Source organism: Kutzneria chonburiensis (assembly GCF_028622115.1).
Lineage (GTDB): Bacteria > Actinomycetota > Actinomycetes > Mycobacteriales > Pseudonocardiaceae > Kutzneria > Kutzneria chonburiensis.
Genome location: NZ_CP097263.1, coordinates 954,290 through 972,301, shown reverse-complemented (window position 1 = coordinate 972,301; position 18,012 = coordinate 954,290). Strand labels below are relative to the sequence as shown.

The 18,012-nt window shown below is 70.5% G+C and carries 18 protein-coding genes; 10 read left to right on the top strand and 8 right to left on the bottom strand.

Annotation, left to right across the window (positions count from 1 at the left end):
* The first annotated feature begins 164 nt into the window (after window positions 1-164).
* A complete protein-coding gene (locus M3Q35_RS04675) occupies window positions 165-659 on the top strand; it encodes a hypothetical protein (protein ID WP_273940364.1) in 495 nt (164 codons plus the stop codon).
* A 331-nt stretch (window positions 660-990) separates the two neighbouring features.
* Entirely contained in the window at window positions 991-1,206 is a 216-nt protein-coding gene (locus M3Q35_RS04670) for a hypothetical protein (RefSeq protein ID WP_273940363.1), read from the top strand.
* On the opposite strand, the gene M3Q35_RS04665 is transcribed toward M3Q35_RS04670, so the two are convergent.
* Window positions 1,184-2,332, bottom strand: coding sequence for a pyridoxal phosphate-dependent aminotransferase (locus M3Q35_RS04665; RefSeq protein WP_273940362.1), 1,149 nt, complete (start codon window positions 2,330-2,332; stop codon window positions 1,184-1,186). The genes M3Q35_RS04670 and M3Q35_RS04665 overlap by 23 nt on opposite strands.
* A 70-nt stretch (window positions 2,333-2,402) precedes the next feature.
* On the opposite strand from M3Q35_RS04665, the gene M3Q35_RS04660 reads away from it, so the two are divergent.
* Complete coding sequence (locus M3Q35_RS04660) at window positions 2,403-3,236, top strand: LysR family transcriptional regulator (RefSeq protein ID WP_273940360.1); 834 nt, start codon at window positions 2,403-2,405, stop codon at window positions 3,234-3,236.
* Between the two features lie 145 nt (window positions 3,237-3,381).
* Here the strand turns inward: M3Q35_RS04660 and M3Q35_RS04655 are convergent, their stop codons facing one another.
* Together M3Q35_RS04655 and M3Q35_RS04650 are read right to left on the bottom strand one after the other, a co-directional pair.
* Complete coding sequence (locus M3Q35_RS04655; protein WP_273940359.1) at window positions 3,382-4,173, bottom strand: maleylpyruvate isomerase family mycothiol-dependent enzyme; 792 nt, start codon at window positions 4,171-4,173, stop codon at window positions 3,382-3,384.
* 52 nt (window positions 4,174-4,225) lie between these two features.
* Entirely contained in the window at window positions 4,226-5,062 is an 837-nt protein-coding gene (locus M3Q35_RS04650; RefSeq protein ID WP_273940358.1) for an LLM class F420-dependent oxidoreductase, read from the bottom strand.
* A 116-nt stretch (window positions 5,063-5,178) separates the two neighbouring features.
* Between M3Q35_RS04650 and M3Q35_RS04645 the strand changes: the two genes are divergently transcribed.
* Window positions 5,179-5,748: a DUF4360 domain-containing protein gene (locus M3Q35_RS04645; protein ID WP_273940357.1), complete on the top strand. Its 570-nt coding sequence runs from the start codon at window positions 5,179-5,181 to the stop codon at window positions 5,746-5,748.
* Here the strand turns inward: M3Q35_RS04645 and M3Q35_RS04640 are convergent.
* Together M3Q35_RS04640 and M3Q35_RS04635 are read right to left on the bottom strand one after the other, a co-directional pair.
* Window positions 5,738-6,385 (bottom strand): 4'-phosphopantetheinyl transferase family protein, encoded by a 648-nt coding sequence (locus M3Q35_RS04640; RefSeq protein ID WP_273940356.1) that lies wholly within the window; start codon window positions 6,383-6,385, stop codon window positions 5,738-5,740. The genes M3Q35_RS04645 and M3Q35_RS04640 overlap by 11 nt on opposite strands.
* Before the next feature lie 10 nt (window positions 6,386-6,395).
* Window positions 6,396-8,327 carry an AarF/UbiB family protein gene (locus M3Q35_RS04635; RefSeq protein WP_273940355.1) on the bottom strand — a complete coding sequence of 644 codons (1,932 nt, stop codon included), beginning with the start codon at window positions 8,325-8,327 and terminating at the stop codon, window positions 6,396-6,398.
* 93 nt (window positions 8,328-8,420) lie between these two features.
* Between M3Q35_RS04635 and M3Q35_RS04630 the strand changes: the two genes are divergently transcribed.
* Complete coding sequence (locus tag M3Q35_RS04630; protein ID WP_273940354.1) at window positions 8,421-9,986, top strand: cellulose binding domain-containing protein; 1,566 nt, start codon at window positions 8,421-8,423, stop codon at window positions 9,984-9,986.
* A 38-nt stretch (window positions 9,987-10,024) separates the two neighbouring features.
* Here M3Q35_RS04630 and M3Q35_RS04625 read toward each other — a convergent pair whose 3' ends face one another.
* Window positions 10,025-11,551: a serine/threonine-protein kinase gene (locus M3Q35_RS04625; RefSeq protein WP_379794732.1), complete on the bottom strand. Its 1,527-nt coding sequence runs from the start codon at window positions 11,549-11,551 to the stop codon at window positions 10,025-10,027.
* Between the two features lie 205 nt (window positions 11,552-11,756).
* Here M3Q35_RS04625 and M3Q35_RS04620 point away from each other — a divergent pair, with 205 nt between their 5' ends.
* Window positions 11,757-12,491, top strand: coding sequence for an SDR family oxidoreductase (locus tag M3Q35_RS04620; RefSeq protein ID WP_273940353.1), 735 nt, complete (start codon window positions 11,757-11,759; stop codon window positions 12,489-12,491).
* A 160-nt stretch (window positions 12,492-12,651) separates the two neighbouring features.
* On the top strand, window positions 12,652-13,287 hold the full coding sequence (locus M3Q35_RS04615) for a DUF4360 domain-containing protein (RefSeq protein ID WP_273940351.1): 636 nt from the start codon (window positions 12,652-12,654) through the stop codon (window positions 13,285-13,287).
* A 103-nt stretch (window positions 13,288-13,390) separates the two neighbouring features.
* On the opposite strand, the gene M3Q35_RS04610 is transcribed toward M3Q35_RS04615, so the two are convergent.
* Entirely contained in the window at window positions 13,391-14,026 is a 636-nt protein-coding gene (locus M3Q35_RS04610; protein ID WP_273940350.1) for a winged helix-turn-helix transcriptional regulator, read from the bottom strand.
* A gap of 154 nt (window positions 14,027-14,180) precedes the next feature.
* The gene (locus tag M3Q35_RS04605; RefSeq protein WP_273940348.1) at window positions 14,181-15,398 is read right to left on the bottom strand and encodes an ROK family transcriptional regulator; all 1,218 of its coding nucleotides are present in this window, start codon (window positions 15,396-15,398) and stop codon (window positions 14,181-14,183) included.
* Window positions 15,399-15,521: 123 nt separating this feature from the next.
* Between M3Q35_RS04605 and M3Q35_RS04600 the strand changes: the two genes are divergently transcribed.
* The 3 genes from M3Q35_RS04600 to M3Q35_RS04590 all read left to right on the top strand — a co-directional run bounded on the left by M3Q35_RS04600 (window position 15,522) and on the right by M3Q35_RS04590 (window position 17,598).
* A complete protein-coding gene (locus M3Q35_RS04600; RefSeq protein WP_273940347.1) occupies window positions 15,522-15,842 on the top strand; it encodes a hypothetical protein in 321 nt (106 codons plus the stop codon).
* Window positions 15,823-16,179 carry a hypothetical protein gene (locus M3Q35_RS04595; RefSeq protein WP_273940346.1) on the top strand — a complete coding sequence of 119 codons (357 nt, stop codon included), beginning with the start codon at window positions 15,823-15,825 and terminating at the stop codon, window positions 16,177-16,179. Before M3Q35_RS04600 ends, M3Q35_RS04595 begins: the two co-directional genes overlap by 20 nt.
* Window positions 16,180-16,389: 210 nt before the next feature.
* Window positions 16,390-17,598: a PucR family transcriptional regulator gene (locus M3Q35_RS04590; RefSeq protein WP_273940345.1), complete on the top strand. Its 1,209-nt coding sequence runs from the start codon at window positions 16,390-16,392 to the stop codon at window positions 17,596-17,598.
* Window positions 17,599-18,012: the final 414 nt, after the last annotated feature.

Here is an 18,012-nt window from a genome sequence, read left to right as displayed (position 1 = left end):
AGGGAACCCTAACCTAACTTAGGCGAGCCTATCCTAGTACGTTGGAGGTGATGTTGGTCCCTCCCTCGTCAACAGTCAATGCGGCGGCGCAAGAGTTAACGACGGCGTCGGCCGGTGCCACGGCGGACAATCGACACCGGACGACCGCCGCTCTTGGGAGTACCGTGCCGACGATTCCCGCCCCGAGATCCACCCGCGACCCCCTGCTCACCACCGACACCTTCATCGTTTCGCTGCACACCGTCGTCCACGCCCCGCGGCAGACCGCCCGCACCCGCGCCGTGCTCCGCGCCTGCCGGGACGACGTGGACCGGTTCTGGCCCGGCGTCGAGACGGGCGCCCGGTTTCTCGACACCCGCAACTGCCGCGTTGGCGGCGACGGGGTGCTGTTGCTGGACCATCCCTTGGCCAACGGCGAGACCTGCATCGTCGAGTACGAGGTCAGCCGGGGCCTGGCCGACCGCTGGGAACAGGTGCTGGTCTCGCCCGCCTGGGATCTGGTGCTCCAGGTGCGTTTCCACCCGGCGGCCGTGCCGGCGCGGTGTTGGGGATACCGAGGGGCCGTCGTGTCGGCGTTGCCGCTGACCGGCGGGGAATCGGTGCACACGGTCACTTTGGACGCGCAGCCCGGCGTGCACGGCATCCGCTGGGAATGGTAACTCCGTAGCGTGTGATCGCCGGAGTCACGAAGACTGTGTTGAATGGCGCCGCCTCCGGCGTCGCGGCTCGGCCCCCTGCGTCGCCCAGTGCGAAGCAGGGGCGGGGCCTAGCGATCTTCGGCTCGACGGCCATGATCCTCGGCCTCACCGACATCTCCCTGCTGCATCTGCTGCTCTACGCGCACACCGGCGCGCCAAGCGGAACTCGCCGAGTTGTATTCGAGGCTGCTGACCGATCCAGAACCGATCGGCGCGCTGCCGTCGACGCCGTCGTGGGAATGCTGGCGTCCGGGACGGGCCGAGGGCCGGCTGATCGGCGGGGTGATCAACCATGGGCATCCCGCACGAGATCGCCGGGCTCGACGACGTTCCGTTGGCGGAGATCGTGCTGGACGTCGTGGGCGACCGGGACATTCCGGTGTTGGGCAACGTCGAATTCGGACATGCCGGCGCGAATCTGCCGATGCCGGTGGGTGTCCGCGTCGCGCTGGACGCCGAACAGCGGAGGCTGGAGCTGCTCGAATCTACCGTAGCGCCTCGCGGATGAGGTCCAGCTGCTCGGCGATCCACGGCAGGGCAACGGGATCGTCGCTGTCGAGGGCCTGCTCGCGCTGCACGTCCGTGCTGCCGTAGAGCTGACTGGTGGCGACGCGGATGCGGCAGGCCTCGGGGTCGTCGCCGAACGACGAGCCTGGAAGCACGACGACACCGTTGCGGGACAAGAGATGGTCGGCAACCGCCTGATCGTCGGAAAAGCCGGCGACCCGCGGGTAGAGGTAGAAAGCGCCGTCCGGCGGCGGGCAGCCGAACGCCGAGGCGACGGCGGAGGCGACGCGATGGTGCAGAAGACGGCTCCGCGCAACGTGTTCGACCAGGGCCGGCGGCTCGGACAGGGCCAGTGACGCCGCCACCTGAACGGGATGAGCCGGGGCCGACCACACCTCGCTGGCCAGGTCGATGACCTGGGAGCGAAGGGAGGCGTCGGGGAAGCGGGCGATGCCGAGCCGCCAGCCGCCGAGGGCCAGGGACTTGCTGAGCCCGGACGTCACGACCACGCGGTCGGGGGAAACGCTTGCGGGGCTGAGGAAATCGCCAACGGTCAGGTCACGGTAGATCTCGTCGGAGATGATCAGCAGGTCGTGCCGTTCGGCCACGGCACACAGATCCCGGATCACCGAGGGCGGGGCCAGGAGCCCGGTGGGGTTGTCGGGCAGGGTGACGATCACGGTGGAGAGACGGAGCCCGGACGCGACGGCGTCGAGCTCGGCCGGATCGGGCACGCCGCCGATGCTGCGGATCCGCACGATGTCGCGGCCGTGCATCGCGGCCTGGGCGGCGTAGCTGACCCAACTGGGCTTGGGCAGCACGACGCCGCCACGACACGTGCCGAGAATGGCCCACAGCAACGGTTTGCTGCCAGGACCGGCGACAACCTGAGACGGCTCCGTGGGCAGTCCACGCCGTGACCAGTAGCCGGCGGCGGCGTCCAACAGCGCCGGGATACCGGCGACGGGACCGTACGAGCCGTGGCCGGCGGCGTCAGCCAAAGCGGCGGCGAGCAGGGGATGCACGGGAAGGCCGGCCTCGCCGAAACCGAGCGGCACCACGGGCAGGCCGGCGGCGCGGCGGCGGGCGATGGTGTCGTTGGCGGCGAGGGTGGCGGAGACGGGCATGACCCCACCCTCTCCGACGCCGAGCATCGGGTAAAGCGCGAAAAGCCAGGGGCCAGCGTAAGGTAATCCGATGCTCGAACTGCGCCGGCTGGCCCTCCTGCACCACTTCGCGGCCATGGGCAGCATCGCCGCGGTCGCCGCGGCCACGGGCTACTCCCCGTCGGCGGTGTCGCAGCAGCTGGCCGTGCTGGAGAAGGAAGCCGGCGTTGCGCTGCTGGAGCGCACGCCCCGCAGCGCCGTCCTCACCGAAGCCGGCCAGCGGCTGGCCAAGCACGCCGCCACCGTGCTGGACGCCGTCGAGGCGGCCGAGGCCGACCTGGCCACCGCCGACACCACGGGCCGGATCACGATCAGCACGATCCCCTCGGTGGCCGTGGTCGTCGCGCCCCGGCTCGTCACGCTGCAAGGCCCGCAGATCGTGCTCCGCCAATACATCGACGACGAGGCGCTGAACCGCCTGCGCAGCCGCGAGATCGACATCGCGGTGGTCGACGCGTGGCGGCCCGTCGACCCCGAACCCGACCTCATCCGCACCGAGTTGATGGTCGACCCGCTGGTCATCGCCGGCCCGGCGGACCACCCGACCTGGCTGGTCGCCCCGCCGGACCAGCCGTCACGCGGCATCGTCGAGACGATCATGGCCGAACGCGGCGTACGGCCCGACACCCGCTGGGAGTTCATGGGCCTGTCCACCATCGCCAGCCTCGTCGCGGCCGGCGTCGGCGCGGCGGTGCTCCCCCAGCTCGCGCTGCGCCACGTCGACGTCCCGACCACGCCCACCGGCCGCTCCCGCCGCATCGACGCGGTGATCCGGGCCGGATCCCGCAACCGTCCAGCCGTGATGGCGGTGCTGGACACTGTGCTTAATGGCGCTGCCTTCGGCAGCGCAGCTCGGCCCCTCTAAGCCACTGCCTCGCCCTTGCTGGATTTTTCGAGGCCCGCATCGCTTTGCGCGGTGGGGCGCGTCAGGTGGCGGACCTCGAAAAATCCAGCAACCGTGCGAAGCAGTGGCGGGGCCGAGCCGCGACGCCGAAGGCGGCGCCAACGGCTCAGTAGCCGGGAAAGACGCGGCGCAGGTCGTCCAGGGTGAGCGAGCCGGTGACCTTGACGGATTCCGGGGTGTGCTCGGCGCCGTGCCGGCCGGAGAACAGCCGGACCAGGTACTCGGTCGGTGCGATGATCTTCGCTTCGGCGGCGGGGGGCACGTCGGTCAGCTCGACCACGTCGTCGATGACCAGGCCGAGGTCGCGGTCCGGCACGGTCGCCCGCACGGCCACGGTGACGGCCCCGTCGATCTGGTCGGCCTTGCCGGCGAAGCGCAGCAGCGGGCCGATGGTGTCGACGAGCAGCACGGCGGCGTCGCGGGGGACGGCGGCGGTCGGGTCGAAGGTGACGGCGACGTCCCAGCCGTGCAGGGCGAACTCGGTGAGCCGCATGCCGGCGTGCCCGGCGACGTCCAGCGGCTGCGGCATGAAGCCCACGTCGATCCGCAGCTGCTCGAGGGCCTGGCCGTCCAACGCCTCGTAGGCGGCGACCAGTTCCTCGTTCACCGCCGGGAAGGCGGCGACCTGCTCGGCCGGTGTCATGCCGTCCCAGCGGGCCCACACCTCCTTGTTGAACTCCATGCCCGGGTTGTCGTCGCCGGCGATGGCGGCGTCCAGCGAAGCCTTGCTGATCACGGCGCCGCTGCCGAGGTGGCTGACGACCTGCGCGACGGTCCAGTCCTGGGCGCCCCCGGAGGTGCGCACGATGTCGTCCGGCCCCAGCGCGGCCAACCGGCCGACGAACTCGTCGTGGCCGCGGCGCAGCGCGGCGATGGTCTGGGCGGCTCGGCTGCTCATGGCACCAACATTAGTCCCGGCCGAACCGGGAGAGATGCCCGGGCGCGACGGTTCAGAACAGGCGGGTCCCCATCTTGGCGATGAAGGCCAGCGCGGTCTCCTCGTCCTGGTCAGGCACGCCGATCACGATCTCGTCGACGCCCAGCCCGGCCAGGTGCGAAATCCGGTCGGGCGTGGCGCGATCCAGGGCCACGATGTACGGCTTGCCGGCACGGCCGGCCTTGGCCCAGCGCTCCAGCAACAACCGGACGCTGCCGTCGACATCCCCCTCGCCCGGCGTGGTGATCCAGCCGTCGGCATGGGCGGAGATCCAGTCGAAGGTGCGCTCGGTGCCGCCGGCACCGATCAACAGCGGCAGATGGGACTGCACGGGCTTGGGATACGCCCAGCTGTCGCCGAAGGACACGAACCGACCCTGGTACGACGCGACATCAGACGTCCACAAGGCGCGCATGGCCTCGATGTACTCCCGCAGCGCCGTGTAGCGGAACTTGCCCGGCACACCGTGATCGGCCAGTTCGTCGGTGTTCCAACCGAAACCGGCCCCGAGGGTGACCCGACCATCAGACAGGTAGTCCAGGGTGGCGATGGTCTTGGCCAAGGTGATCGGATCGGACTCCACGGGCAGGGCGACGGCGGTGGCGAGGCGAATCCGGGACGTCACGGCGGCGGCAGCGCCGAGCGACACCCACGGATCCAAGGTGCGCAGATAGCGGTCGTCGGGCAGCTCGGCGCCGCCGGTACGGGGATGGGCGGCGTCGCGGCGAACCGGGATGTGGGTGTGCTCGGGCACATAGAACGAGAAGAAGCCGGCGTCCTCGGCGGCCCGGGCGCACGTCGCCGGGCGGATGCCCCGGTCGCTGCTGAACAGCACGACTCCGAACCTCATGCCCACCTCGCAAACTAGAACGTGTTCTAGAAACGATAGCCCGACGACCGGCCCGCTGACCACAGCGGCCGGACGGCGGAGTGCCGACGCCCAGGTCCACCGCTACCTTCCACGGCATGCACGCAGCCATCGCGGCGGCCCTCCTGCTGGCCACCGTCACGCCACCGACCCAGCCGGCGACGATCGACCTGCTCACGGCGAGCGGCACGGGCTGCCAGCCATCGACGACGGCTGTCGCGATCTCCCCGGACAACCAGGCGTTCACGGTGACCTACAGCGCCTTCACGGTGCAGGGGCACGGCCAGGCGGCACACCAGGACTGCACGCTGACGGTCCGCGTGAACCCGCCGGCGGGCTACACCTACGGCATCGACGAGACGGACTACCGCGGCTTCGCCCACCTGGACGACAAGGCCCGCGGCGTGGAGACGGCGACCTACCGCTTCGCCGGCCTGCCGACCAGGCACAGCACCCAGACCTTCGCCGGCCCCAAGGACGACGACTGGCAGGTCACCGATCGTCCGGACGCGAACGAAGTCGTGCACGGGCCGTGCACCGACCGCAAGCCGCTGACGATCACGGCCGACCTCAAGCTGGACGGCCAGTCCACGAACAGCTTCATGACGATGGACTCGACCGACGGCGCGGTGAGCTCCCGCTTCCACCTGTCCTGGCTCAAATGCTGACGGCGATGGCCGTCACCACGAACCCGTCCCGCACCAGATAGCGCCCCTCGAATCCGGTCAGCGCCTCCCCGCGCACCAGCGGCGGCTCGACCAGCAGCGAGACCGAGAACGTGTTCTCAAAAGGATCGATGGTCACCCGGGCGTCGTTGAAGCCGAGCCACTTCTCGGTCAGCGGGAACCACGACTTGTACACGCTCTCCTTGGCACTGAACAGGATTCGTCCCCAGAACGTCCCGGAAGGCAGCCGGGACAGCATCTCCCGCTCCTCGGGCAACGTCACGACGCCCAGCACGCCGTCCGGCAGCTCGGCATGGGTCTCGGCGTCGATGCCGACGGTCAGCACCTCTTCGGCCCGCGCCACCGCTGCCGCGTAGTACCCACGAGTGTGCGTGATGCTGCCGACGATCCCGGCCGGCCACAGCGGTTGCCGCTTGGCGCCGCGCAGGATCGGCGTCTCGGGCAGGCCGAGCTTGCCCAGCGCCCGCCGCGCGCAGGCGCGGGCGATGGTGAACTCCCGCACCCGCTTCTCGACGGCCTTGGCCACCTCGGGCTCCTCCTCGGGCAGCAGCCGGGCGTCCGGGTCGTCGCCGAGCACGTCGGCCGACACGACCTCGGCGGGCAGCAGGTCCTCGATCACGGTGGCGACGTTACCGGTCGCGCCGGAAGATCAGCGCCAGCACGCGGAGCACGAGCACGGCGCTGATGATCAGCAGGCTGTAGCCGACCGTCTGCAACAGCGTGACCTGCGGCTGGCTGCTGTCGCCGACGAGCAGGATGACGGCCATCACGCCGGCCGTCGCACCGAGCACGGTCAGCAGCACCTGGTGCAGCAGCGCCATGACGTACTGGCGGTCGCGCTGGTCGGCCAGCAGCCGGATGTTCACCGAGAGCCGCCCGTTCTCCAGCGCGCCGGCGATCCGGTCGACCCGTCGCGGCAGCCGCCGCAGCATCGGCACGAGTGTCATGAGCTCGTCCATCGCGGTGCGGCGCAAGGTGTCCGGGTCCTGGTGGTGCACGTAGCCGGCGGCGACGGCGCGGGCCTCGGCGACCATGTCGAAGCCGGGCGAGAGCTGGGTGAGGCCGCCCTCCAGCGTGGCCAGCGCCCGGAACACCGCCGCCACCTCGGGCGGCACGGACAGCCCGAAGTCGGCGACGATACGGAACAGGTCGGCGAACATGCGCACGCCGGCCGACGCGCCGGGGGCCATGTGCCGGGCCAGGAACTGGCCGATCGCCCGCTCCAGCCGCACCTGGTCGATCTCGTCGGGCCGGCGCACCACTTCGAGCAGCGCGTCGGCCACGCCGAGCACGTCGGCCCTGTCCATGGCCAGCAGCAGCCGCTGCAACGCCTCCCGCAGCGCGTTGTCCAGCCGGCCGACCGAGCCGAAGTCGATCATGCCGAGTCCACCGCCGCTGAGCAGCAGCACGTTGCCGGGATGGGGATCGGCGTGGAAGACGCCGTCCGTCATCACCTGGCGCAGCATGGTGTCCAGCAGCGTGCGGGCCAGGGCCTCGCGATCCGGGGTGTCCGGCCCGGCCGCGCTCAGCGCGACGCCGTCCAGCCGCTCCATCACGAGCACCCGCTTGCCGCTCAACGCCTCGTACGGGCGCGGATACCGAACCCCGGTACGGCTCCCGGCCGCCACGGCGACCATGTTCGCCGTCTCGACCCGAAAATCCAGCTCTTCCCGCATGGCGTCGGCGAACCCGGCGGCCAGCTCGCGCACGCCGATCGTCCGGCCCCACCGGGTACGAGAGTGCAAGGTCGTGGCCAGACGCGCCACTATGTCCAGGTCTCGTTGCACCACCGGGCCGATGCCCGGCCGCTGCACCTTCACCACCACCCGTTCCCCCGACCGCAGCGTCGCGGCGTACACCTGGGCGATCGACGCGGCGGCCAGCGGCTCGCGGTCGATAGCGCTGAACACCTCGTCGACCGGGCCCAGGTCGGCCGCCAGCACGGCCGCGACCTGTTCCCACGGCGCCGGCGACACCTGATCACGCAGCCGGCTCAACGAGTCCACGAACTCGGGCGGCAGCAGGTCGCGGCGGGTGGACAGGATCTGCCCCAGCTTCACGAACGTCACGCCGGCCTCGTCCAGCGCGGTGGCCAGCGAGTCGGCCATCCGGGACCGGCCGCCGGCCTGCTCGAAGTCGGCCCGGCGACGGCCCGACAGGTACGGGCCGAGGCCGTGCCGGACGGCGATGCGCAGAATCCGGGAGTAGCGACGGGCCCGGGCCAGCCGGCCGCGCAGGCCACGGACCAGGTCCGTCGGCCGCGGCAGCGACCCGGTCGGCACCAGCACCTCGGCCAGCACCAGGCAGATCATCGCGCCCAACACCGCGGCGGCGAGGCCGAGCAGGGTCAGGTACAGCTGGGAAACGCCACCGGCGCCGAGGATCGTGCTCCGCATCCCGTTGAGCACCGGCTCGAACAGCGCGATCGCGACCAGCCCGGCCAGCAGCCGGCGGACCAGGCCGAAGTTCATCCCCATCAGCCGCGACATCAGGCCCGCGAACAGCAGCCCGGTCACTACCGTGAACCCGGCCAACAGGACGAAGTCCAGCACGTTCCCCATGAGGGTGCAGGCTACGGCGAACGGCGCTAGCGCGATGGCCGAACGGTCGCGCATGATCTGCAACGGCTGCCACCACCTCACTGGAGCAGCCCTATGTCACGACGCCTCACCCTGCTGGTGTCCGCCGCCGCGCTCGCCTTGATCGGCACGCCGGCCATCGCGGCCACTCCCGGCGCCGTCAGCGCCGACTTCGCCCAGACCTCGGTCTGGGGCGGTGGATATCAGGGGCAGTACACCGTCACCAACCAGAGCAACCACGCCATCAGCAGCTGGAAGGTCGAGTTCGACCTGCCGGCCGGCACCACCGTGTCGTCGTCCTGGGACGCCACGGAAACGGTCAGCGGCAACCACTACACGTTCACCAACAAGAGCTACAACGGCGCCGTCGCGGCCGGGGCCACGGCCGCCTTCGGCTTCGTGGCCGGCGGATCGGCGCTGCCGGCCAACTGCCTGCTGAACGGGGCGACCTGCGCCGGCGTCGTGGACACCACGCCGCCGTCCGCGCCGAGCAACCTCAAGGCCGGCACGGTGACGACCACCGGCGTCGCGCTGAGCTGGACCGGGTCGACCGACAACATCGGCGTCACCGGCTACGACGTCTACCGGGGCACGACCAAGGCGCTGACCATCACCGGCACCTCGGCGACGGTCACCGGGCTGGCACCGTCCACTCCGTACACGTTCACGGTCAAGGCGCACGACCTGGCCGGCAACCAGTCGGCGGCAAGTAACGCCATCACCGTTACCACGGCGGCCGGCTCCGGCAGCGGCAGCACCTGGCCGCTGAAGGTCGCGCCGTACGTGGACATGGGCTCGTGGCCGACGCCGGTGCTGACCGACACGGCCAACGCCTCCGGGCTCCAGAACTTCACGCTGGCCTTCGTCACCGGCAACGGCTGCAAGGCATCGTGGTTCAACGCCTACGACCCGACGACCGGCTGGGACCGGACCGACATCGACGCACTGCGGGCCCAGGGCGGCGACGTGACGATCTCCTTCGGCGGCGAGGCCGGCACCGAGCTGTCCGGCTCGTGCACCGACCAGACCCAGATCCAGCAGCAGTACCAGGCCATCATCACGGCCTACGCGACCAGCCGGCTCGATTTCGACATCGAGGGCGCGGCGGTCGTCGACCACACCTCGGTCGACCGGCGCAATGCCGTGCTGGCCAAGTTGCAGGCGGCCAATCCGGGTCTGCAGATCTCGTACACGCTGCCGGTGATGCCGGACGGATTGACTTCTGACGGCACGTACATCGTGCAGTCGGCGGCCAGTCACGGCGTGAACGTGAGCCTGGTCAACGTGATGGCCATGGATTACGGCCAGCACGACGGAATCGACATGGGCGTGAAGGCGCAGCAGGCGGCGCAGGCCACCCACGACCAGCTCAAGGTCATCTACCCGAGCAAGACCGACGCCCAGCTCTGGGGCATGGTCGGTGTGACGCCGATGCTCGGCGTGAACGACGACTCCAGCACGTTCTCGCTGGCCAACGCCTCGTCGCTGGCCACCTACGCGAACGGCAAGCACCTGGGCGAGCTGGCGTTCTGGGAGGTCACCCGCGACCGGAACGCGTGCAACGGCAGCCTGACCAACTGCACCAACGTCACGCAGCAGCCGTACGACTTCAGCAAGCGTTTCGAGGCGTTCACCGGTTGAGGTGTTCGGGTCGGGGTCCTGTGCGACCCCGACCCGGATCAGCTCTGACGCGTGTCGCCGTCGATCAGCAGTTGTCCGTTGTGCCGGATCACCTTGATGATCTTGTGCTCGGTGACCGGCGGCTGCCCGTTCTTCGTGTACCTGACGTCGACCGGCACATTGTCCGAGCCGTCGGGATTCGCGGTCACGCCCTGGGCGTTGTTGCCCACGACATTGCTGTACTGCGCCCAGTAGGCGGAGAAGGCGTCCTGGCTGCCGAACTGGGCCTGCGCGTTCGGCGACAGCAGGGCCCAGTTCCCGGCCGGCCCGTTGCCCTGATCGTAGTAGTTGATCACCAGTTGGCCGGCCTGGCCGAAGTCGATCGGGCCGCCGGTCGGGTCGTTGGTGACGCTGGTCTGGTTGGTCGTCGTGGTGGTCGTCGTCGTGCTGGACGACGTGGTGGTGCTGCCGGACGTCGTGGTCGACGGGGCCGTCGACGCCGAGGTGGTGGACGTGGCGGGCGGCGGCTGCTGCCCGGCCGTGGTCGTCCGGGTCGACGTGGTCGGCGGGGTGCCGCCGTTGTTGCCGCCGCCGTTCAGGGTGGCGATCACGATCAGGCCGGTGGCGATCACGACGACCGCCACGACCAGGCCGATGATGATGGCCCGCCGCGACGCCGGCTTGTCCAGGTCCGGCGCCTGCCGAACGTCCCGCTTGGTGGTCGATTCCGGCGGCATGACCGCCGTAGCCAGGAATAACGCCGGCGGCTCCGGGGCGCCGCCTTCGGCCTCCAGCACCGCGGTCCGGGCGGTCGGCGTCCACGTCATCGGGCGGCCCGCGCCGATCTCGGTCAGCGCGTCGGCAGCCTCGCGCATGGTCGGCCGCGCCTCCGGCTCGGCATCCAGCATGCCCATCAGCAGGTCGGTGGCGACGCCGGCCTGCTTGGGCGGCGGGACCTTGCCGGTGGCGACGGCGTGCAGCAGCGCCAGCGGGTTCTGGCTGGTGCCGAACGGTGGCCGGCCCTCGACGGCGTTGAACAGAGTCGCGCCGAGCGAGAACACGTCGGCCGCCGGGCTCGGGTCGTGCCCGCGGGCCACCTCGGGGGCCAGGTAGGCCGGGGTGCCGGCGGAGATGCCGGTCTGTGTGACGGTGACGTCGCCGACCGCGCGGGAGATGCCGAAGTCGGTGATCTTGGCGGTGCCGTTCTCGGTGAGCAGGATGTTGGCCGGCTTCACATCGCGGTGCACGATGCCGGCGGCGTGGGCCGCGGTCAGCGCCGACGCGACCTGCGCGCAGATCTTGGCCGCTTCCTCGGGCGAGAGCGTGCCCCGCTCGGCCAGCACCGAGGACAGGCTGCGGGACGGCAGGAACTCCATCACCAGGCACGGCTCGCCGTCGTTCTCGGCGACGTCGAACACGGTGATCGCGTTGGGGTGCTGCAACCGGGCGGCGATCCGGGCCTCGCGCATGGCGCGCCGCCGCGCCTCGTCCGTCTCCTGTTCGGACAGGCCGGGCTGGAGCACGAGCTGCTTGATCGCGACCATGCGCTCGAGACGCTCGTCCCTGGCCTGCCAGACGACGCCCATGGCGCCGCTGCCCACCCGTTCGACCAGCCGGTAGTGCCCGCCGATCAGCTGCCCCGTGTCGATGACCGATTACTCCTCGTGAACACCCTTACCCGCACGTCCCTCGATGGGTCACACAATAGCGACCATGTATTACTACGGGCAGTAGGTCTTGGCCACACCCGACCCGGGTCCACTATGGACGTCCGCCGGTAGCTTGACCAGCATGAGGACTGCGATTGTGACCGGCGCGGGCGCCGGTATCGGGGCGGCCGTCGCGGTCGCCCTGCTGGACGCCGGCTACCACGTGGCGCTGGCCGGGCGACGTGAGCAGACCCTGCGCGAGAGGGCCGGCGACCGGGACAACGCCCTGGTCGTGCCGTGTGACGTGGCGGTCGAGGCCCAGGTGGACACCCTGTTCGACACCGTGGAGCAGGCCTGGGGCCGGCTCGACCTGCTGGTCAACAATGCCGGCACGAACGGCCGGGCGGCGCCGGTCGAGGACATGTCGGCCGAGATGTGGTCGAAGGTGATCGGCACCAATCTGACCGGGTCGTTCCTGTGCGCCCGTGCCGCCTTTCGGGTGATGAAGCGCCAGCAGCCCCGCGGCGGCCGGATCATCAACAACGGCTCGCTGTCCGCGCACGTGCCGCGGCCCAACTCGGTGGCCTACACCGCCAGCAAGCACGCGGTGACCGGGCTGACCCGGGTGCTGTCGCTCGAGGGCCGCCGGCACGACATCGCGTGCGGCCAGATCGACATCGGCAACGCCGAGACGGCGATGACCGCCCGAATGGCCGACGGTGTGCCGCAGGCCGACGGCTCCATTCGCGCGGAACCGCGGATGGACGTCTCCGCGGTGTCCGACGCGGTGCTCTACATGGCCGGGCTGCCGTTGAGCGCCAATGTGCAGTTCATGACCGTGATGGCAACGGCGATGCCATTCATCGGGCGCGGCTGACACAATAAAAGCCGCTCATGGGACGATCCCATCGTGCCCTGTCAGGACGAAGCTGAATACGACTCAGCTTGTTACTCCGTTCAGTGGGCCACATTTTTCGCATTTGCGGCTACCGTGGGTCGCACCCGCCCCCAGTCGTGGAGTATCGGGAAGGACACCCATGCTGAAAACGCTGGCCGCAACTGGTGTGGTTTTCTCCCTGTTGCAAACCGCCCAACCGTTTGCGTGGACCACCCCGCCGCCGCCGGACAAGATTGTCATCGACGTCGCGACGGTCAACGGTTCCGGGTGCCCGGCCGGCACGGCCGCGGTCGCCGTCGCCCCGGACAACACGGCGTTCACCGTGACCTACAGCAGCTACACCGCACAGGTCGGGGTGGGCGCGCAGCCGACCGACCTGCGCAAGAACTGCCAGCTGAACCTGCGGGTGCACGTGCCGTCAGGATTCACGTACGCGATCGCCGAGGCCGATTACCGCGGGTTCGGCCATCTGGAGAAGGGTGCCACCGGACAGGAGCGTGCCAACTACTACTTCCAGGGCAACGCGCCGACGGCATTTATCTCACACAACCTCAACGGCCCGTTCGACGACGACTGGCAGAACACCGACACCACCGATATCGCGTCTCTGGTGTGGGAGCCCTGCGGCCAGGAGCGCAACTTCAACATTAACACCGAACTGCGGGTCGGGGCCGGCACGTCCAACCCGAAGACGACGACCAGCTTCCTGAGCATGGACTCCACCGACCTCGGCATTCAGACCACTTACCACTTCGCCTGGAAGACCTGCCCCTAACCCGGACGGGCCATTCGAACCTCTGCGAGTCACGCTCTCCGGCATGTCGAATGCGGTTTCGAGGCCGTAATTCACACTGCCCCGGAGCGTGACTCGCGGGGTTTCAGGCCAGATCGAGCAGGCGGCGGCAGCGCCGCACGGCGTCGTCGGGACCGCTGATCGTCAGCTCACCCGCGGCCAGCGCGTCGTCAGCCGTCAGCTGGCCCGCACCCAAGCGCACCAGCGTCACGGCGTCGACCTTGACCACCACCGAGGCCTCCCCGGCCCGGCCGGCGGCCGCCCGCACCTGGCCGGCCCGAACCTCGATGCGGAACACCTCGTCGTCCACATGGAACTCGTAGTCCTCGTCGACATCGCCGGCCCGCTCCGCCCGCAGCCGTGTCTCGGCGGCGAGAAAGCCCCAGCGCGGACGTACGGCGTCCACAGTGGACTTGTCCGGGGTGAAGCCGAAGCCCCAGCGGGTCAGGTCGAGGACCATCGGCCGCAGCAGCGCGCCGGCCTCGGTCAGCTCGTAGGCCGGGCGGCTCGGACCCTGCCGGATGACGCCCTTGTCGACCAGGAACTTCAGCCGGTCGGCCAGCAGGTTGGTGCCGAGGCCGGGCAGGTCGGCCAGCAGGTCGCTGTAGCGGCGCGGCCCCAGCAGCAGCTCGCGCACGATCAGCAGCGTCCACCGCTCCCCCAGCACGTCGAGCGCGGCCGCGAGGCCGCAGTACTGGTGGTAGGCCCGCCGGATGTTCAAGATCCCCACCTCCCCCGCGGCCTCACTGTAGCCGAAAGTTTGCTCATACAACCTTATCTCCGGGAACGGTCACGGGGCGCGAAAATGTCCCAGTTCGGGACGTTGTTCCCGGACTCGGTCCAAGAGCAGACAGAGGGGTGGTGTGGATCTTCGGTCAGGCGCTGCGGCGCATGTGGTCGGCCGGGTTCTGCACGATGCGGTTGACCACCGAGCCGGCCGCGCCGCGCACGGCGGCCTCCCAGCCCAGCCTGGACACCTCGACCCGCGGCTCGGTCCACGGCGCGCCCAGCACGCGCTCGGCCAACTCGGTTTGCACCGGCTCGCGGAGCCACGGGGCGAGCAGCGCGAACATGCCGCCCAGCAGCACGGCGTCCAGGTCGAGCAGGTTGACCATGCCGGCCAAGGCCACGCCCAAGGCCTCGCCGGCCGTGCGCACGGCGTCGACCGCCCGTTCGTCGCCGGCCTCGGCCCGTTCCACCAGGCGGGCCAACGGACCGGCCGGTGTGGCCAGGGTCGTGCCGGTGCTGGGCGGCAGGCCGGCCGCGCGCAGAATCGCCTCCTGGCCGGCGATCGCCTCCAGGCAGCCGCGAGCCCCGCAACCACAGACAGGTCCGTCCGGCCGTACCGTCACGTGACCGAGCTCGCCGGCAAAACCGTTGCGGCCACGGAACAGCTCGCCGCCGACGACCACGCCGGCGCCGATGCCGATCTCGCCGGAGACGTGGATGAAGTCGGCGCGGGCCGGCTCCCCGAACCACAACTCCCCCAGCGCCGCCAGGTTCGCCTCGTTCTCCACGCTCACCCGCGGCCAACCCGGCCGGGCCAGCCCGTCCACGACCCGCACCTGCGTCCAGCCCAGGTTCGGGGCCGAGGCCAGCAGCCCTTCGGCCGTGCGGACCAGGCCCGGCACCGCCGCGACCACGCCGGCCGCCGGCAGGTTCGCCGCCTTCGCGCCGTCCAGTGCCGACTCCACCAGGCCCGCCGCCTCGGCCAGCACCTCGGCCACCGGGCGATCCCGGTTGTCGGCCAGCGACACCGCCTGGTGCCGCGGCCGTCCGGACAGGTCCAGCACGCAGCAGGCCAGGTAGTCCACGTTGATCTCGACGCCGACACCGACCGGGCCGTCCGGGTTGAGCCGCAGCGCCTGCCCCGGCCGGCCGACGCTGTTGCCGGCCGGGCCGGCCTCGACGATCAGCCCGTTGCGGGCCAGCTCGTCCACGAGGCTGGAGACCGTCGCCTTGGTCAGTCCGGTGGCCGCCGCCACCTCCGCCCGGGACACGCCCTCGCCGTCGGCGACGGCGCGCAGCACCACACCCAGGTTGTGGTCGCGCATCCCCTGTTGGCGGACAGGGATCCCGGCCGTTTCGCTCACCCGGCGGAGTCTACGTAGTCGCGCGGTGGACAGGCTCCTGGCCCGAAGGTGGCGTCCTTTCGTACCGGCGTAATCAGCCCCGCCGTCGGGCCGATGGTTCCGGTACGGGGAGAGGAGCCGGCCATGTCCGTGAGCCGAACGATCCAACGAGTGCTGACCGACCCGAACAACCACCGATCGCTGTCCGCGCGGGCGCGGGCCAGACGGTGGGCCGAGCTGATGCGGCGGTTCCCGGCGCTGCGGTCCATGCGGGTGCTCGATCTCGGTGGGCTGCCCGACTTCTGGCGCAAGTCCCTGTCGCGGCCGGCCCACGTCACCACCGTCAACCTGGTGGCCGCGCCGGCCCGACGAGCAGTGGCTCGACCACGTCGTCGGCGACGCCTGCGCGCCGGAAGGCTTGTCCGGCAAGGATTTCGACCTCGTCGTGTCCAATTCCCTGCTTGAGCACGTCGGCGGTTACGCCCGGCGCCGGCAGCTGGCCGACGTCATCCACCAGCACGCGCCGCGACACTGGGTGCAAACCCCCTACCGGTATTTCCCGATCGAGCCGCACTGGGCTTTTCCCGGGCTCCAGTTCCTGCCGCTGCCGGCCCGGGCCGCCGCCGTACGCCGCTGGCCCCTCGGGCACGCCGCCATTCCCGGCCGGGCCGAGTCCACCGACGCCGTGCTGGCCACGGAGTTGTTGTCACTGACCGAGATGCGCCTGCTGTTCCCCGGTTCCGACATCTGGCGCGAGCGCGCCGCCGGCCTGACCAAGTCGCTCGTGGCCGTGCGGGCCTGAGGATTCCTCGCAGGTCACCCTCCGCCACGACCGGGCCGGCGCCGTTCCTTTCCGACGCCAACAAAGTGGCCTGCCCCGAAAGGCTTTTCTGCGGTTTTTATCATGATCGTGAGTAGTTCACTGTCACTGTTGTGACGATTACTGACCGGAGTCAAAACCGGTCTCCGTGTGGCAGAATCGCCGAACACCGACAGTTCTGGGGATGAAGCCATGAGAACGACCGCCGAACGGCTGCCCAGGGAATTGGCGACACTGATCAGACCTCAGCTGGCACCGCTGGCCGAGGACATCGTCCACACCATCCGGGCCACGATCCCGGAGTACGCGAAGCCGCTGGACGGCTGCTACGGGCAGGCCATCCGGCTGGGCGTCAACCAGGCGCTGACGCAGTTCGTGGACCGCATCGCCGACCCGGACCGGCCACGTACCGAATTCGCCGAGGTCTACCGCCAGCTCGGCCGGCTGGAGGCGAGCGAGGGCCGCAGCCTCGACTCGCTGCAGAAGGCCTACCGGCTGGGCACCAGAGTGGCCTGGCGCCACCTGATCCGGTTCCGGCAGCGCAGCGGCCTGCCCACCGCGATGATGTTCACGCTGGGCGAGGCCACGCTGGCCTACGCCGACGAGCTCATCGCGCTGTCCGTCGAGGGCTACGCCGACATGCAGGCGCGCAGCGCGCAGGGCCTGCTGCGACGGCGCAAGCGCCTGGTGCGCCTGCTGATCAGTGACGAGGACAAGGACCGTGCCGAGGCGGCCGAGCTGGCCGGGGCGGCGCGGTGGCCGCTGCCGGCGCAGCTGTGCGTGGTGATGCTGGATCGTGTCAGCGGGCCGGCCGATGCCGTCCCCGAGCTGCCGGACCACGTGCTGGCCGACTTCCAGGGCGCGCAGGCCTGTCTGGTGGTGCCCGATCCCGACGCCACCGACTGGTGGTCGCGTTGCGCCGACGCGCTGGCCGACTGGCGCGTGGTGATCGGGCCGACCACCGCGCTGGCCGACGCCGCCAAGTCGTTCCGGCACGCGCAGCTGGCCCGGGAGCTGGTGCGGCGCAACACCATCGAGGACGAGTCCCCGGTGCGCTGCGCCGACCACCTGTCCACGCTGTGGCTGCTGACCGACGAGTTCCTGGTCGAGCAGCTCATCCGCAAGCGCCTGGCCCCGCTGGCCCCGCTGACCGACAAGCAGCACAAGCGGCTCGGCGAGACCCTGTTGGCCTGGCTCGAAACCCGCGGCGGCGCCCCCGAGATCGCCGCCCGGCTGCGGGTGCACCCGCAGACCGTGCGCTACCGGATGCGGCAGGTGGAACGCCTGTTCGGCGACCAGCTCCGCTGCCCCGACGCCCGTTTCGAGCTGGAAGTGGCCCTGCGCGCCGCCTCCCTGACCGAGCCCCCCGCAGCCCAGGAGGAGGACCGCCAAGCTGGTTGAAGTCCGCCACACCGAAAATCGGCTCGGCCCCGCCGATGCTTCGCCCGGTTGCCACACCGAAGACCGGCTCGGCCCCGCCGATGCTTCGCCCGGTTGCCACACCGAAAATCGGCTCGGCCCCGCCGATGCTTCGCCCGGTTGCCGGATTTCGGCCGCCGCCACCGAAGCGCCCCACCACCGACGCCGACGCGGCGGTCGAAATCCGGCAAGGGCGAGGCATCGGCCCCACAGGGGCCGAGCCCCGCGCGGAACGCGCGGCAAAAACAGGGTGAGGCCCCGGACATAGCCAGTCCGGGGCCTCGCTTGGCCGCCCAATTCGCACACCGGCACGTTTAAGGGGACGGGTCAGTATGAGGTCGCCGCGCTCTTCCGTTGAGCTACGGCCGCATGGTTGGCGCGGCCAGCGGGATTTGA

What these genes read in the sequence shown, in the direction of transcription:
- M3Q35_RS04670 (WP_273940363.1), top strand. Translation starts at nt 991, where the DNA reads ATGGGCATCCCGCACGAGATCGCCGGGCTCGACGACGTTCCGTTGGCG.
- M3Q35_RS04665 (WP_273940362.1), bottom strand. Translation starts at nt 2,332, where the DNA reads ATGCCCGTCTCCGCCACCCTCGCCGCCAACGACACCATCGCCCGCCGC.
- M3Q35_RS04660 (WP_273940360.1), top strand. Translation starts at nt 2,403, where the DNA reads ATGCTCGAACTGCGCCGGCTGGCCCTCCTGCACCACTTCGCGGCCATG.
- M3Q35_RS04655 (WP_273940359.1), bottom strand. Translation starts at nt 4,173, where the DNA reads ATGAGCAGCCGAGCCGCCCAGACCATCGCCGCGCTGCGCCGCGGCCAC.
- M3Q35_RS04650 (WP_273940358.1), bottom strand. Translation starts at nt 5,062, where the DNA reads ATGAGGTTCGGAGTCGTGCTGTTCAGCAGCGACCGGGGCATCCGCCCG.
- M3Q35_RS04645 (WP_273940357.1), top strand. Translation starts at nt 5,179, where the DNA reads ATGCACGCAGCCATCGCGGCGGCCCTCCTGCTGGCCACCGTCACGCCA.
- M3Q35_RS04635 (WP_273940355.1), bottom strand. Translation starts at nt 8,327, where the DNA reads ATGGGGAACGTGCTGGACTTCGTCCTGTTGGCCGGGTTCACGGTAGTG.
- M3Q35_RS04630 (WP_273940354.1), top strand. Translation starts at nt 8,421, where the DNA reads ATGTCACGACGCCTCACCCTGCTGGTGTCCGCCGCCGCGCTCGCCTTG.
- M3Q35_RS04625 (WP_379794732.1), bottom strand. Translation starts at nt 11,551, where the DNA reads ATGGGCGTCGTCTGGCAGGCCAGGGACGAGCGTCTCGAGCGCATGGTC.
- M3Q35_RS04620 (WP_273940353.1), top strand. Translation starts at nt 11,757, where the DNA reads ATGAGGACTGCGATTGTGACCGGCGCGGGCGCCGGTATCGGGGCGGCC.
- M3Q35_RS04615 (WP_273940351.1), top strand. Translation starts at nt 12,652, where the DNA reads ATGCTGAAAACGCTGGCCGCAACTGGTGTGGTTTTCTCCCTGTTGCAA.
- M3Q35_RS04600 (WP_273940347.1), top strand. Translation starts at nt 15,522, where the DNA reads ATGTCCGTGAGCCGAACGATCCAACGAGTGCTGACCGACCCGAACAAC.
- M3Q35_RS04590 (WP_273940345.1), top strand. Translation starts at nt 16,390, where the DNA reads ATGAGAACGACCGCCGAACGGCTGCCCAGGGAATTGGCGACACTGATC.